This is a genomic window from Arthrobacter zhaoguopingii (genome assembly GCF_009828595.1).
GTDB classification, from domain to species: Bacteria; Actinomycetota; Actinomycetes; order Actinomycetales; family Micrococcaceae; genus Arthrobacter_D; species Arthrobacter_D zhaoguopingii.
In genome coordinates this window covers 31,591-45,006 of sequence record NZ_WPNY01000008.1, presented here as the reverse complement: position 1 = coordinate 45,006, position 13,416 = coordinate 31,591, and the positions used below count along the sequence as shown (strand labels likewise).

Genomic DNA, 13,416 nt, shown 5'->3' with positions numbered 1-13,416 from the left:
CGACTAAGGCTCCAGGCGCCGGCCGCCGTCCCGCATTCCTGCGGGACGGCGGCCGGTGGCCCTTAGCGCTTCTGCTTGACGATCTTTTCCTGGTCCACTGCGTCCTCGGAAAGGGCGTCGTGCTTCTCGTTGGCCGTGAGGCTTTCGGGACCCTGGCCGAAGAAGCCCTGCTTGAAGGCCTCGACCTGGCTCTCAAGCTCCTGGACTGTCGAGTCCTCGAGCTTGTTCGTCTGGGCGAGGGTCGTCAGGACCGACGAGCGGTTCCGCAGGTGGTCAAGGAATTCGCTTTCGAACTTCCGGACGTCGCTGACGGGAACCTCGTCGAGGTGGCCGTTGGTGCCGGCCCAGATCGAGACAACCTGCTCCTCGACGGGCATCGGGGAGTACTGGCCCTGCTTCAGCAGTTCGGTCAGGCGCGAGCCGCGGGTCAGCTGCTGGCGCGAGGCCGCATCGAGGTCCGAGGCAAACATGGCGAAGGCCTGCATGTCGCGGTACTGTGCCAGGTCGAGCTTCAACGTGCCCGAGACCTTCTTCATGGACTTGACCTGCGCCGCACCTCCGACGCGGGACACCGACACACCGACGTCGACCGCAGGACGCTGGTTGGCGTTGAAGAGGTCGGACTGGAGGAAGATCTGTCCGTCGGTGATGGAGATGACGTTGGTCGGGATGTACGCCGAGACGTCGTTGGCCTTCGTCTCGATGAGCGGCAGACCCGTCATCGAGCCGGCGCCCAGCTCGTCGGAGAGCTTGGCGCAACGCTCGAGCAGGCGGGAGTGCAGGTAGAACACGTCGCCCGGGTAGGCTTCGCGTCCCGGCGGGCGGCGCAGCAGCAGCGACACCGCACGGTAGGCCTCGGCCTGCTTGGACAGGTCGTCAAACACGATCAGGACGTGCTTGCCGCCGTACATCCAGTGCTGGCCGATGGCCGAGCCCGCGTAGGGTGCGAGGTACTTGAAGCCGGCGGGGTCGGAGGCCGGGGAGGCCACGATCGTCGTGTACTCCAGGGCGCCCTTGTCCTCGAGGGTCTGGCGCACGGCCGCGATGGTCGAGGCCTTCTGGCCGATGGCGACGTAGATGCAGCGGACCTGCTTGTTCACGTCTCCGGAGGCCCAGTTGTCCCGCTGGTTGATGATCGTGTCGATCGCGATCGCGGACTTGCCGGTCTGGCGGTCACCGATGATCAGCTGGCGCTGGCCGCGGCCGATCGGGATCATCGCGTCGATGGCCTTCAGGCCGGTCTGCATCGGCTCGTGGACCGACTTGCGCATGGTGACGCCGGGGGCCTGGAGCTCGAGGGCGCGGCGGCCCTCCGCAGCGATCTCGCCCAGCTCGTCGAGCGGCTGGCCGAGGGGGTCGACGACGCGGCCGAGGAAGGCGTCACCGACGGGAACCGAAAGGATCTCACCGGTGCGGTGGACTTCCTGGCCCTCTTCGATGCCGCCGTAGTCGCCGAGGACGACCACGCCGATCTCGCGGGTATCAAGGTTCTGGGCCAGGCCCAGCGTGCCGTCCTGAAAACGCAGCAGCTCGTTCGCCATGACCGAAGGCAGACCCTCAACCTTGGCAATGCCGTCGCTAGCGGTGGTGACGCGGCCAACTTCGACGCGCTCCGCATTTCCGGGTTCGTAGGACGCCGCAAATTCGTTCAACGCATTACGGACATCTTCGGCGTTGATGGTCAATTCGGCCATCTGCAGTCCCTGCTCTCCTGTGTTGCGATCACCGCCGACGGCGGTGACCTGTGTGTAATTCAATGTTGGATGTTGCTTGGCGCGAAAAGGCGCCTATCCCGCCAGCCTGCGGCGGAGCTCGGACAGCCTCGTGACCACCGTGGAATCGACCATTTCGTCGCCCACGCTGACCCGCACACCGCCGATCAGGGAAGGATCAACGTTGAGGTTGACCTGCAGTTCGCGCCCGTAAAGGCGGTTGAGGCCGGCAGCAAGCCTGGACTGCTGCTCCGCCGTCAGCGGACGGGTGACGCTGACAGTGGCAATCCAGCGCTGCTGCCGGGCGGCAACCAGTTCAACGAAGCGCTTGACGAGCGCCGCCGGCTTGAGCCCGCGCGGTGCGGTCACAGCCTGGCGGATGAGGAGTTGAGCCGCATCACCGGCCTCGGGGACGAGACGCAGCGCAAGGGCTGCCTTCGCCTCCGGGCCCGCCTGGCGGTCGGACAGCGCACGCTGAAGATCGTGGTTCGAATCGACGACGGCGATGAAGGAGAACAGGTCGCTTTCCAGCTTTTCCAGCCCCTGCGGGCCGCTCCCCTGGGATTCCGCCACCGAGATGGCCACCGTCGCAGCGAGCGTCTCCAGGGCATCGCCGATGTCGCGGGCGTTGGCCCACCGTTCGGCGACGAGCTCCTTGACCACTGCAACGGCGTCAGCCGAGACCCTGCCCGCCACGAGCTGGTCCACCAGCGTGGCCTTGTCCCCGCCCGTGCGGGAAGGGTCGGTCAGCGCACGGCGCAGGCCCGCATTGCTGTCGAGGATGGAGAGGACTCCGAAAAGCTCCTCGGCCAGTGACAGCGGGGCGCCGGGGAGCCGCGTTTCGAGCTCCCGGCGGACCGTGGCGAGGGACTGGCTTGATACACCGGCCATTATTTCGCTGCACCTGCGCTCTGGTTGTCCAGATCGGCGAGGAAGCGGTCAACGACGCGCGCAGAGCGTGCGTCATCGGCCAGGGACTCCCCGACGATGCGGCTTGCCAGCTCGGTGGCGAGCGTGCCGACCTCGGCCCGCAGGGACACCACGGCGGCCTGGCGTTCGGCCTCGATCTGGACGTGGGCCTGCTCGGTGATGCGTGCCGACTCGGCGGCCGCCTTCTCCTTGAGCGAGGCGAGGATCTGTGCACCTTCGGCGCGGGCCTCCTCGCGGATGCGGTTGGCCTCCGCGCGGGCGTCCACAAGCTGCTGCTTGTACTCCTCGCGTGCCGCATTGGCTTCGGCCTGGGCGGCTTCCGCCTTGGCGATACCGCCCTCGATGGCCTCCGTGCGTTCTGCGAACGTCTTCTCGAACGCCGGCATGACGAACTTGATGACGATGAACATCAGGACCGCGAAGCCCGCTAGCGTGACAAGGATTTCCCACCCGTTCGGGATGAGCGGGTTTGCGCCCTCTTCCGCTGCCATAATGGCTGCATTAAACATGTTTCACCCGTCTTTCTTCAACTGGTCTTCGGATTTCCAGCCTGGAGTTCTTAGGCGCCGATGACGAAGGCGAAGACCAGACCGAGGATCGCGAGGGCTTCGGTCAGAGCCAGGCCCAGGAAGGCGATCGGCTGAAGAACGCGCTGTGCCTCGGGCTGACGTGCTACGCCGTTGATGTAGGCGGCGAATACGAGACCCACGCCGATACCACCGCCGATTGCGGAGAGACCGTATCCAACGAGGTTGAGGCTACCCTGTACTTCCATTGTGTTCCTTTCAAGATGCCGCCTTGGTGCGGCAGGTTGTTTGGGATCATCCCCGACGGGGAAGAATTTGTGATCAGTGGGCGTCGGCGTGAAGCGCGCCCTCGATGTAGATCGCGGCCAGCAGGGTGAAGACGTACGCCTGGAGGACCATGATCAGAGCTTCGAGCATATACATCGCCACCGCACCGCCCAGGACGAGCACACCGGTTCCCTGCAGCAGAATGCTGCCCGAGAGCGCCATGTATTCGATTGCGGAGCCCGCAAGGGTGATGATCAGGTGGCCGGCGAGCATCGTCGCGAAGAGCCGGAGCGAGTGCGTGACAGGCCGGACGAGGAAGTTGGAGATGATCTCGATCGGGATCAGCAGCGGCATGATGTACCACGGCACGCCCGAGGGCACGACGGCCAGCTTGAAGTAGCGCAGGCCGTGCTTCTTGACGCCGATGGCGATCCACAGGATGTAGAAGATCGCGGCGATGGCGTAGGCGCTGCCCGGGTGGGAGAAGGTCGGGATCTGCAGCAGCGGGATGGCGCCGAAGATGTTGTTGACCAGGACGAAGAAGAATGCGGCGAACAGCCAGGGAACGTACTTCAGGTAGTCCCGGCCGCCGATGATGTCCTTGCCGATGGAGTTGCGGACGAACCCGTAGGCGGACTCCCCGAGGAACTGCAGCTTGCCCGGAACCATCTGGCGGCGGCGCGAGGCGGCCATGAAGAAGGAGGCGATCAGGATGACGGAGAAGATGACAAGGAGCATCTGCTTGCCGAAGCCACCTTCGAACCAGACGCCGTATTCACCGCCCCAGGGGAGGATGTCCGGATAGTGGGTGTCTTCAATCGTGGGGGCAACGAAACCCTCATCGGTTGTTGCGGCCGGGAGCGCAAGCGCGATCAACGCGTTTCCTCTCTGCAGTGTCCATCGTTGGGCATGATTCCACCGGCGACAGCGACACTGCTCCGGCTGATTAAGTTTTTAGGCATCACTTCGGGCTGATCTCTGGAGGCTCGGGGCGGCCCTGCGGCGCGCTGCCGGAATCAGAGAGTTGCGATCGGGTGAGGTTGTGCATGTGGGAGAGGTAGAAACCGCCCCCGGCACCCAAGAGAGCCCCTGCGAGCACTATCCAACGTGTTCCCAGAAGATTATCCAGCCCCCACCCTATCAAACTCCAGACCAGGATCCCGCCAGCGATGTAGCTGAACACGGCGATTCCAGCGTTGTAACCGCCCTCGCCGTACCGGCCCCGATCGTCCTGCCCTCGGCCCGCTGCGGGCCCTGGTTTACGGCTCACGGCCGGCCTCCGAATCGTCGTTGTAGAGCTGATGGCGCGCCTTCGAGAAGACGAGGACCTCGACGACCTGCCAGAGGACGACGGTGCCGACGGCGGCACTGAAGAACCAGGTGCTCTCGAGCCACGGCGGGGTGCCCAGCACGAACAGGACCGCGGCGAACCCCACGACCTTGATCGCGTAGGTCACGGCGAAGAGCCCGAGGGCGCCCGAGGGGTTGGTCTTGCCCGCGAAGTGGCCGATGAGGAGGCTGATACCGAAGAACAGGGCGACGACGGCGTAGCCGAAGGCGGCGCTGAGCGCTGCCCCGCCTCCGGCGATCAGGCCGGCCGCAGCGGACACCAGGAGTGCGGCGGCGCCGGTGGCGAGCAGGCACTTCCTGAGGATGTCCAGCCACGGCGAGGCCGTGGGGCCGGAAACACCGGGCGGTGCCGGGCTCCCGTTGACACCCGGGGCGTCCGATGTACTCAATGCATTCCGTCCGTGGAGGGGAGGTGGTGGGCTGCGGGCCCCGCTGGGCCGCGGCCGAGGCAGCGGCTGGCGCTCCCGCAGGCCTTTCTATTCTACAGCAGATAGAATTCGCCTGCTGCTGCGGGCGGGCCGCGCCGGAGCCCTAGGCGGTGCGGCGCACCCGGCGGGCCGCGCCGGCGGCGAACATCCGCGGCGAGTTCACGTAGAGGGCGACGACGGCCGCGGCGAACAGCGAGCCTGCCACCGCCACCGGCGCCTGGGCGGTCGCGACGGCAAATCCCGCGGCGCCGGTCAGCGCCGAGCAGAGCGTGACCAGCAGGGCCACCTGCACGTGGCCCAGGCCCGTGTCGGTCAGCCGCTGGTACACATGGGAGCGGTGGGAGGCGTAGAGGCGCTCGCCGCGGCGGGCGCGGCGCAGAAAGGTGGTGAAGGTATCGGCGAGGTAGATGAGCACCGGGGAGAGCAGGTACTCGAGGTACACCCCTGCGAGCAGCCCGGTGATGGCCGTGGCCGCGATCGAGGCGCCGAGCAGGTAGCTTCCGACGTCGCCGAGGAAGACGAAGCCGCGGCCGAGGTTCCATGGCAGGAAGGCGAGGAACGCCATCGCGATAACGAGGCCGGTCACGGTAAGCCACTGCTGGCCGCTCAGGACTCCCCCGATGGCGTAGAAGATGCCGACGACGGCCCCGTGCATGCCGGAGATACCGTTGATGCCGTCCATGAAGTTCGCCGCATTGATGTAGGCCGCCACGGCCACGGCACCGACGGGCACCCACCAGTAGCTCTGGCCGATGGCGGCGGCCAGTGCCGCGGTTCCGAGCGCGCCGATGAGCAGCTGAAGACCGGCGCGGGTGAGGATTGAGACCCCGCGCAGGTCCTCGATCCAGCCCAGCACGGCGGCCGCGCCGAGCATGGCCAGGATGATCAGGACCAGCGACCGGTCGACTGCGACGAGACCGGTGAGCAGGGCGAGCACCAGGCCCACGGTGATTCCGCCGGCGACGGCGATGCCCATTCCGCGGATCACCACGGTGGTGTGCGAGGAGCGGTCGTTGGGCACGTCGAGGACCCCCAGCCGCCCCAGGAGGGGCTTCACCGCGAAGGGAAGCACGGCGCTGACGGCGAAGGCCGCGCCGGCGACGAGGAGCAGCAGGACGTTCACGAGAGCGCCCTGCCCTCGGGGGTCTTCGGGAAGCCGGCCTGCGCCACCGCGGTGAAGGAGCCGCGGCTCCTCCATTCCTGCAGGTCGAGCCGTGCCGGGTCCAGCGGGGCGACCGGGGTATGCGAGATCTTCGGGTGCAGCGGGCGCGAGTCGTTCTCGTCGATTCCGACGAGGTCCTCGTGCAGCTTCTCCCCCGGCCGCAGTCCGGTGAAGACGATCGGGACCTCCTTGCCGGACATGGCGATCATGCGCTGGGCGACATCGAGGATCTTCACCGGCTCCCCCATGTCGAGGATGAGCACCTCGCCGCCGCGGCCGATGGCTCCGGCCTGCACCACGAGCTGGCAGGCCTCGGGGATCGTCATGAAGAACCGGGTCACCTCCGGGTCGGTGACGGTGACGGGTCCGCCGCTGCGGATCTGCTCGGTGAACAGGGGAAGCATCGAACCCCGGCTGCCGATCACATTGCCGAAGCGCACCGAGACGTATTTCTGTCCTGTGCTCGCCGCGTGCCACGCGGTGACCTTCTCGGCCACCCGCTTGGAGTGCCCAAGGACCGAGGTGGGGTCGGCGGCCTTGTCGGTGGAGATATTGACGAAGTTGGTGACGCCCGCCGCGGCCGCGGCCCGCAGCACGTTCACCGTGCCCTGCACGTTCGTCTTCCACGCCTCCTCGGGGTACTGCTCAAGCAGCGAGACGTGCTTGAGCGCCGCGGCGTGGAAGACGACCTCAGGGCGGCGGTCTTCGAAGATATTGAGCAGCGTGTCGGCGTCGCGGATGTCCGCGAGCACCGTGTCCCGACCGGTGAGCAGGCCCCGTCCCGTCAGGGAGATCTGGGTGGTCTGCAGGCCGGTCTCGTCGCGGTCGAGCATGATCAGTTCGGCGGGGTGGAAGCCGGCCAGCTGGCGGCACAGCTCAGAGCCGATCGAGCCACCGGCGCCGGTGACCAGCACCCGCCGTCCGGTGATGTAGCCGGAGACCTCGTCGGCGTGGATGTCCACCGGGCGGCGTCCGATGAGGTCCTCCACGGCCACCTCGCGGAAATCGGAAAGCCCGGAGCCGGCGTCGAGCATCTCGCGCAGCGGCGGCAGCACGAGCACCTTGATGTTCAGCCCGGCGACCAGGTCCGAGACTCTGCGCACCGTGGCGGCCTCGACGTCGGAGAACGCGATCACCAGCACCGAGGGCCGGGTGCGGGCCACCACCTCGGGGAGGTCATCGAGCCGGCCGAGCACGGGCACCGTGGCGAGCCGCAGGTGCTTCTTGGCCGGGTCGTCGTCAATCAGCCCGACCGGAAAGTAGGGCGACTCGGGGTCCTGCATCATGCGCGAGACCAGCGAGTTGCCGAGGAACCCGGCACCGTAGATCAGGGTGCGCTGGGCGTTTTCCCCTGGCCGGGCCTTGCTTTCCACGTACATGCGCTTGAGGTAGCGCGTCGAGGCAAGGAAGATGCACGCGAACGGGAACGCGATGATGCCGATGCTGCGGGGGATCTCGATGACCGTGAAGAAGGCGACGCTGACGAGCACCAGCAGCACCGACACGATCACCGTGACGATCACCAGCAGTTTCGCCTCGTGGAAGCTGCCGAAACTGTACCGCCCGCGGTACAGGGCGAAGCTGAGGCCCACGAAGAGCTGCGCCACGACCGCGACGGCGCAGAAGACCACGACACCCCCGGCATTGATGTCGTTGACGATCAGCTCGTACCGCAGGACCAGGGCGAGGAGGATCGCGACAACCCAGGCGGCGGCGTCGAGCAGGTACTGGGACCAGAGCCAGAGCGCGGGCTTGTCCGTCCTTGGCCGTCCGGGCTCGGTGCCCGGGCCCCTGGATTCACTGGTGCCGTCGGTTCGTCTCATGGTTCCTAACAACGTCGTGCAGAAGGTTCAGCGCCGACGCGCTACCGCGTCGGCAGGCCCGGCCGGCGGCCTGTGGCGGTGTAATAGACTCGTTCTACCCGAGAATACTAGCCGCACTACCTCCGCACGCCCCTTGCCGGGCGCGCGCCGCGGGTCCGGAAGGAACAGCTTGAACGACATCGAGGCCGCCGCTGCACCCGGTGCGCTGCAGGGGCAGAACCTGATGCTCGTGATCACCACCTACAACCGCTCGGACTACCTCCGCGGCCTGCTGGACTCGGTTCGGGCGCTTCGTCCCGCGCCCACCGCTGTGGTCGTCGTCGACAACGCCAGCACCGACGACACGCCCGGGATCATCGCCGAGGCGGCGGCGCAGACACCCTTCCCGGTGTATCACCACCGGCTCGCCACCAACACCGGCGGCGCCGGCGGATTCGCGGCCGGCATGGAGCGGGCGCTGGCCGAGGGAGCCGACTGGCTGTGGATCATGGACGACGACGTCACCGCGGTGCCCGGCGCCCTGGCGGCCCTCGCCCCGTTCACCGAGCAGCACAAGTGCCTCCACGGCCGCCGCTGGGACGCCGCCGGGCGGCCGTTCTTCTGGCAGCACCGGTTCGTCGACTTCCTCGGGATCCACCTGCCGGTGCCCGGGGATGTCTTCCGGGACTCCCCCGTCTTCCGCACGAACGTCGGCTGCTTCGAGGGGATGCTCGTGCACTCAAGCGTTGTCCGCGAGGTGGGGCTGCCCGACGCCCGGTTCTTCCTCGGCGGCGACGACTCAACCTACGGGTGGCTCATCTCCCAGACCCATGAGGTGGCCTACGTCGACGCGTACGTGCTCTCCAAGGCCCGCCCCCAGCGCCAGATCAACCTGGGGATCCGGCACCTCAACGATTCGAGCGACCTCAGCAGGTTCTACTCGATGCGCAACCGCGGCCTGGTCGCCCAGTACCTGCGCACGCGGGGGCGGTACACCCCGGCGGGATTCGCCCTCGGCACCCTGCTCACGGCGGGCAAGGAAGTGCTGCGCCTGGTGGCCGTCGAACGCTCGGTGAGCGGACTTCCCGCCCTGGCCCGCGGCTGGCGGGAAGGGCGGAAGATCCGCCGGGACCCGGACTGGCAGCCGATGCCCCCGCTGACCGGGGCGGCCCGCTGAGCTGATCAGCCCCGGTCCGGCTGGTGCTGCACCGGGCCCCGGCCGGGCTCCCCGGCCGGCGCGGCGTCTGCGGCTGCTGCCCCGGCTGGCACGTCTGCTTCCACGGCGGGTACGTCTGCTTCCACCGCCGGTACGTCTGCTCCTGCGGCGTGCGCGCCTGACGCGGGGGCAGCTCCGCCGGCCGGATCGGGTGCCTGCCCGTCGGCCCCCACGATCGCGGGCACCACCTCGCGCAGCCGCTCAAGGGACAGCGTGCCCTGGCGGACGACCCGCAGCACCCCGGCGGTGGCGTCGACGATCGTTGAGCCCACGGCGTTCTGAGGGCGCGGGCCGTCCTCGAGGTAGACGGCCACCGTGCCGTCGAGCTGCTCGAGGGCCTCGGCCGCGGTCCGCGCGGCGGGCTGTCCGGTGCGGTTGGCCGAGGAGACGGCGAGCGGGCCGGTGAGCGTCAGCAGGTCAAGCGCCACCCGGTCGTCGGGCATCCGCAGGGCAACGGTGCCGAGGGTTTCTCCGAGGTCCCAGGTGAGCGAGGGCTGGGCGTGGAGGATGAGCGTCAGCCCGCCGGGCCAGAACGCCTCGGCCAGGGCACGGGCGTCGGGGTGGATTCCCGTGGCGAGGCCCTCCATCGTCTGCGGCCGGGGAATCAGCACCGGGGGCGGCATGTTGCGTCCCCGCCCCTTCGCGGCGAGCAGGGCGGCAACCGCACGGGGCGAAAAGGCGTCGGCCGCGATTCCGTACACCGTGTCCGTCGGCAGGACCACGCACTGCTGGGAGGCAAGGGCCCGCTGGGCGGCGGCGAGTCCCTCGCCGCGCTGGGCGGGATCGGTGCAGTCGTAGGTTGTTGTCACAAGACCATTCTTTCACTGCGCAGGTCTTTACCAGCGCGGGTCAATACCAGCGGGCTATGCATGCGGCGGGCGCACGGGCCCACCGGCCGCGGACTTCAGCGGGCTGTGCTCTTCATCAGCTCCTCCGGCGCCCCGAAGCCCCTGCCGCGGAAGCCGGCCGAATAGGCCCGGGCCCAGCGCACCAGGCCTCCGCCGTCCCGGACCGAGAGGAAGTAGTACGGGAAGCCGACGATATCCGCGGCGAACCAGCGCAGGTTGCGGTAGCGGCGGGTGAGGTAGCCGCGGTTGCGGAAGTAGCAGTACCGCTTGAAGTCGCCCTCGGGGATGACCGGGGTGATGAAACCGCGGAAGATGGGCTTCATCTCGGCCCAGGACGCGGGGTGGCGCACCGCGACGGTCGCCACCGTCCCGTATTTCAGGCCGGCCTTCCGGACCTTCGCGAGGAAGTCCACCTCGTCTCCGCGGATGAAGAACTTCAGGTCCGGCAGGCCCACGGTGTGGAAGACCTCCCGGCGGATCAGCGCCCCATTGAAGAAGTGAAGCATGTCCGGCAGGTACCCCAGCGGTTCGAGCCGGGTGCGGTCGTTGGTCAGCAGACCGTTGATGCGGAAGTTGAACGAGAGCCGGTTCGGGTCCTCGGTGGCGACCACGAGGGGGCTGACGATGTCGAGCCCGTGCTCCTCCGCGGCTTCGAGGAGGACCTCGAGGCAGCGGGCGTCCTCAGGGTGCCCGTCGTCGTCCATCAGCCAGATCCAGTCGGCGCCGCTGGCCAGCGCGGCGAGGATGGCGTAGGCGAAGCCCCCGGCTCCACCCAGGTTTGCCTCCGAACGGAGGTAGTTGATGTTGCCGTCCGCTGCGGCAACGACGTCGGCCGCCGGGCGCGTGCCCGAATCGACGAGGGCGACCGAGGAAACGGGAACGCTCTGCTGGGCGAGGCCCTTGAGCAGCAGCCCGAGTTCCTCGTGGCGGTCAAAGGTGACGGCCGCTACGGCTACGTTGGTCATGCATTCGTCCTTGGGTCGGGGAGGCCTGCCGCCGCGGAGGTGCCGGCGGGTCGGGCGGGGTAAAGGGTCTGTCCGGGCTGAACCTGCACGGCGCTGGTGGCCCGCTGCCTGCCGTTGAGGTCGAGGTGGGTGGTGACGTCCGAGAAGGTGCCGGCCCGCCGGAGCATCGCCGCGATGGCTTCGGCCTGCACTTCGGCGTGCTCCATCACGAAGAAGCCGCCGAGCTTCAGCAGCCGCGCCGCTGAGGCCGCCGCCGCCGTGGGGAGCACCATGCCGTCCTCTCCCCCGCCGTACAGGGCCTCGGGCGGATCGTGGAGGGCCACCTCGGGTTCATGGGGAGTGGCGGCGGCGGGAATGTAGGGAGGGTTCGACACGACGATGTCGAAGCTGCCGTCGTGCTCGGGAAGCGCCGTCGCGAGGTCGCCGCGGACCAGCCTCACTCCGCGCGGGAGGAGGTTGACCTCGGCCCAGGCGGCGGCGAGTTCGCTGAGTTCCACGGCGTAAATCTGCGCACCCGGGACCTCGTCGGCGAGGGCGGCGGCGATGGCGCCGGAGCCCGTTCCCAGATCGACGATCTTCAGGGCCGGCCGCTCCCCCGCCGCGGCACCCGGCGCGTCCCCGGCGGTGCGGTCGGTGGGTGAGGCGGGAAGTCCGGCGGCGAGGCCCGCCGCGTGGTCGACCACCAGCTGCACCACCGACTCGGTTTCAGGCCGCGGGATGAACACCCCGGGTCCCACAGCCAGTTCGACGTGTCGGAAGTAGGCAGTCCCGGTCAGGTGCTGCAGCGGGATCCGCTGGGCCCGCTCGGCGACGAGCCCGGCGAAGCCTGCGGGGATGGTTGCGCCGGTCAGCGCCAGGGCGCGGACCCGTCCGACGCCCACACCCAGCAGGTGCGCCGCCAGCAGTTCGGCGTCGACGCGGGGGCTGGGCACCCCCGCCGCGGCCAGCGTGGCCGCTGCGGCGCGCAGCCCGTCGCTCAGCGGCGTGTCGGGATCCACCGGATCAGTCGTCCGTGCCGATGGCGTCCAGGCGGGCCTGCTCGTCCATCTCGATGGCGGACTGCACCACCGGCTCGAGGTCGCCGTTCATGACGGCGTCCAGGTTGTAGGCCTTGTACCCGGTGCGGTGGTCGGCGATCCGGTTCTCGGGGTAGTTGTAGGTGCGGATGCGCTCGGAGCGGTCCATGGTGCGGATCTGCGACTTGCGGATGTCGGAGTTCGCCGCGTCGATCTTCTCCTGCTCGTGCGCGAGGATGCGCGAGCGAAGCACGCGCATGGCAGCCTCGCGGTTCTGCAGCTGGGACTTCTCGTTCTGCATGGCCACCACGATCCCGGTGGGAAGGTGGGTGATGCGCACCGCGGAGTCGGTGGTGTTGACTGACTGGCCGCCCGGGCCGGAGGAGCGGTACACGTCGATCTTCAGGTCGTTCTGGCTGATCTCGACCTCTTCGGGCTCGTCGACCTCGGGCAGGACGAGGACGCCGGCGGCGGAGGTGTGGATGCGGCCCTGGGACTCGGTGACCGGAACCCGCTGCACGCGGTGGACGCCGCCTTCGAACTTCAGGCGTGCGTACACGCCCTCCGCGGGGTCGTTGGAGCTGCCCTTGATGGCCATCTGCACATCCTTGTAGCCGCCGAGGTCGGACTCGGTGGCGGAGATCAGCTCGGTCTTCCAGCCGCGGGATTCGGCGTACCGGACGTACATGCGCAGCAGGTCCCCGGCGAACAGTGCCGCCTCGTCGCCGCCCTCGCCGCCCTTGACCTCGATGATGACGTTGCGGCTGTCGTTGGGGTCGCGGGGGATCAGCAGGCGGCGCAGGCGTTCCTGCGCTGCCGCCAGCTGCTCCTCGAGCACGGGCACCTCGGCGGCGAGCTCGGGGTCCTCCCCCGCCATCTCACGGGCCGCCTCGTGGTCGTCCTCGAGCGCGCTCCAGCGGTTGTGCGCGTCGACGATGCGGCCGAGCTCGGCGTACCGGCGTCCGAGTTTCCGTGCCAGCGACTGGTCGGCATGGACCGCGGGGTCGGACAGCTGAAGCTGAAGTTCCGCGTGCTCGTCGAGCAGGCCCTGGATGGACTCAAACATTGGTGCTACCTCTTTCGGCTCGTGCAAGCCAGTCTAGTGATTACTCGAGGACGCAGAAATCGCAGGGGCACCCCCGCGGGGTTTGTATCTGCTGCGCCCTCGACGCCGTTAACGAAACAGCCGCCCC

14 protein-coding genes are annotated in these 13,416 nt (G+C 68.4%); 1 reads left to right on the top strand and 13 read right to left on the bottom strand.

What is annotated here, in order from left to right:
• Nucleotides 1-62: 62 nt before the first annotated feature.
• The 9 genes from atpA to GVV86_RS11645 form a co-directional block, all read right to left on the bottom strand.
• On the bottom strand, nucleotides 63-1,694 hold the full coding sequence (gene atpA / locus GVV86_RS11680; RefSeq protein WP_120165203.1) for a F0F1 ATP synthase subunit alpha: 1,632 nt from the start codon (nucleotides 1,692-1,694) through the stop codon (nucleotides 63-65).
• 93 nt (nucleotides 1,695-1,787) lie between these two features.
• Nucleotides 1,788-2,603 (bottom strand): F0F1 ATP synthase subunit delta, encoded by an 816-nt coding sequence (locus GVV86_RS11675; RefSeq protein WP_159802903.1) that lies wholly within the window; start codon nucleotides 2,601-2,603, stop codon nucleotides 1,788-1,790.
• On the bottom strand, nucleotides 2,603-3,151 hold the full coding sequence (locus tag GVV86_RS11670; protein WP_120165201.1) for a F0F1 ATP synthase subunit B: 549 nt from the start codon (nucleotides 3,149-3,151) through the stop codon (nucleotides 2,603-2,605). Before GVV86_RS11670 ends, GVV86_RS11675 begins: the two co-directional genes overlap by 1 nt.
• A gap of 50 nt (nucleotides 3,152-3,201) precedes the next feature.
• The gene (locus GVV86_RS11665; protein WP_019481292.1) at nucleotides 3,202-3,417 is read right to left on the bottom strand and encodes an ATP synthase F0 subunit C; all 216 of its coding nucleotides are present in this window, start codon (nucleotides 3,415-3,417) and stop codon (nucleotides 3,202-3,204) included.
• A 73-nt stretch (nucleotides 3,418-3,490) separates the two neighbouring features.
• Complete coding sequence (gene atpB, locus GVV86_RS11660) at nucleotides 3,491-4,312, bottom strand: F0F1 ATP synthase subunit A (RefSeq protein ID WP_159618502.1); 822 nt, start codon at nucleotides 4,310-4,312, stop codon at nucleotides 3,491-3,493.
• Nucleotides 4,313-4,397: 85 nt separating this feature from the next.
• The gene (locus GVV86_RS18695; RefSeq protein ID WP_246669968.1) at nucleotides 4,398-4,706 is read right to left on the bottom strand and encodes a hypothetical protein; all 309 of its coding nucleotides are present in this window, start codon (nucleotides 4,704-4,706) and stop codon (nucleotides 4,398-4,400) included.
• Entirely contained in the window at nucleotides 4,696-5,175 is a 480-nt protein-coding gene (locus GVV86_RS11655; protein WP_159802902.1) for a Cg1360 family ATP-synthase-associated protein, read from the bottom strand. The genes GVV86_RS18695 and GVV86_RS11655 overlap by 11 nt, the downstream gene beginning before the upstream one ends.
• A gap of 142 nt (nucleotides 5,176-5,317) precedes the next feature.
• Nucleotides 5,318-6,337 carry an MraY family glycosyltransferase gene (locus GVV86_RS11650; protein WP_246669967.1) on the bottom strand — a complete coding sequence of 340 codons (1,020 nt, stop codon included), beginning with the start codon at nucleotides 6,335-6,337 and terminating at the stop codon, nucleotides 5,318-5,320.
• Nucleotides 6,334-8,199 carry a polysaccharide biosynthesis protein gene (locus tag GVV86_RS11645; protein WP_159618508.1) on the bottom strand — a complete coding sequence of 622 codons (1,866 nt, stop codon included), beginning with the start codon at nucleotides 8,197-8,199 and terminating at the stop codon, nucleotides 6,334-6,336. Before GVV86_RS11645 ends, GVV86_RS11650 begins: the two co-directional genes overlap by 4 nt.
• A 169-nt stretch (nucleotides 8,200-8,368) precedes the next feature.
• On the opposite strand from GVV86_RS11645, the gene GVV86_RS11640 reads away from it, so the two are divergent.
• Nucleotides 8,369-9,355, top strand: coding sequence for a glycosyltransferase (locus GVV86_RS11640; RefSeq protein ID WP_159802900.1), 987 nt, complete (start codon nucleotides 8,369-8,371; stop codon nucleotides 9,353-9,355).
• 5 nt (nucleotides 9,356-9,360) lie between these two features.
• Here GVV86_RS11640 and GVV86_RS11635 read toward each other — a convergent pair whose 3' ends face one another.
• The 4 genes from GVV86_RS11635 to prfA all read right to left on the bottom strand — a co-directional run bounded on the left by GVV86_RS11635 (nucleotide 9,361) and on the right by prfA (nucleotide 13,289).
• Nucleotides 9,361-10,203, bottom strand: a complete 843-nt coding sequence (locus GVV86_RS11635; RefSeq protein WP_159802899.1) for an L-threonylcarbamoyladenylate synthase — start codon at nucleotides 10,201-10,203, stop codon at nucleotides 9,361-9,363.
• A gap of 95 nt (nucleotides 10,204-10,298) precedes the next feature.
• Nucleotides 10,299-11,207 carry a glycosyltransferase gene (locus GVV86_RS11630; RefSeq protein WP_159618514.1) on the bottom strand — a complete coding sequence of 303 codons (909 nt, stop codon included), beginning with the start codon at nucleotides 11,205-11,207 and terminating at the stop codon, nucleotides 10,299-10,301.
• The gene (gene prmC / locus GVV86_RS11625; RefSeq protein ID WP_159802898.1) at nucleotides 11,204-12,205 is read right to left on the bottom strand and encodes a peptide chain release factor N(5)-glutamine methyltransferase; all 1,002 of its coding nucleotides are present in this window, start codon (nucleotides 12,203-12,205) and stop codon (nucleotides 11,204-11,206) included. The genes GVV86_RS11630 and prmC overlap by 4 nt, the downstream gene beginning before the upstream one ends.
• 4 nt (nucleotides 12,206-12,209) lie before the next feature.
• Entirely contained in the window at nucleotides 12,210-13,289 is a 1,080-nt protein-coding gene (gene prfA, locus GVV86_RS11620) for a peptide chain release factor 1 (RefSeq protein WP_159618518.1), read from the bottom strand.
• Nucleotides 13,290-13,416 lie beyond the last annotated feature (127 nt).

Excerpts from the sequence above, each read along its gene's own strand:
- GVV86_RS11665 (WP_019481292.1), bottom strand. The coding sequence starts at position 3,417 with ATGGAAGTACAGGGTAGCCTCAACCTCGTTGGATACGGTCTCTCCGCA.
- GVV86_RS11670 (WP_120165201.1), bottom strand. The coding sequence starts at position 3,151 with ATGTTTAATGCAGCCATTATGGCAGCGGAAGAGGGCGCAAACCCGCTC.
- GVV86_RS11630 (WP_159618514.1), bottom strand. The coding sequence starts at position 11,207 with ATGACCAACGTAGCCGTAGCGGCCGTCACCTTTGACCGCCACGAGGAA.
- atpA (WP_120165203.1), bottom strand. The coding sequence starts at position 1,694 with ATGGCCGAATTGACCATCAACGCCGAAGATGTCCGTAATGCGTTGAAC.
- GVV86_RS11675 (WP_159802903.1), bottom strand. The coding sequence starts at position 2,603 with ATGGCCGGTGTATCAAGCCAGTCCCTCGCCACGGTCCGCCGGGAGCTC.
- prfA (WP_159618518.1), bottom strand. The coding sequence starts at position 13,289 with ATGTTTGAGTCCATCCAGGGCCTGCTCGACGAGCACGCGGAACTTCAG.
- GVV86_RS11645 (WP_159618508.1), bottom strand. The coding sequence starts at position 8,199 with ATGAGACGAACCGACGGCACCAGTGAATCCAGGGGCCCGGGCACCGAG.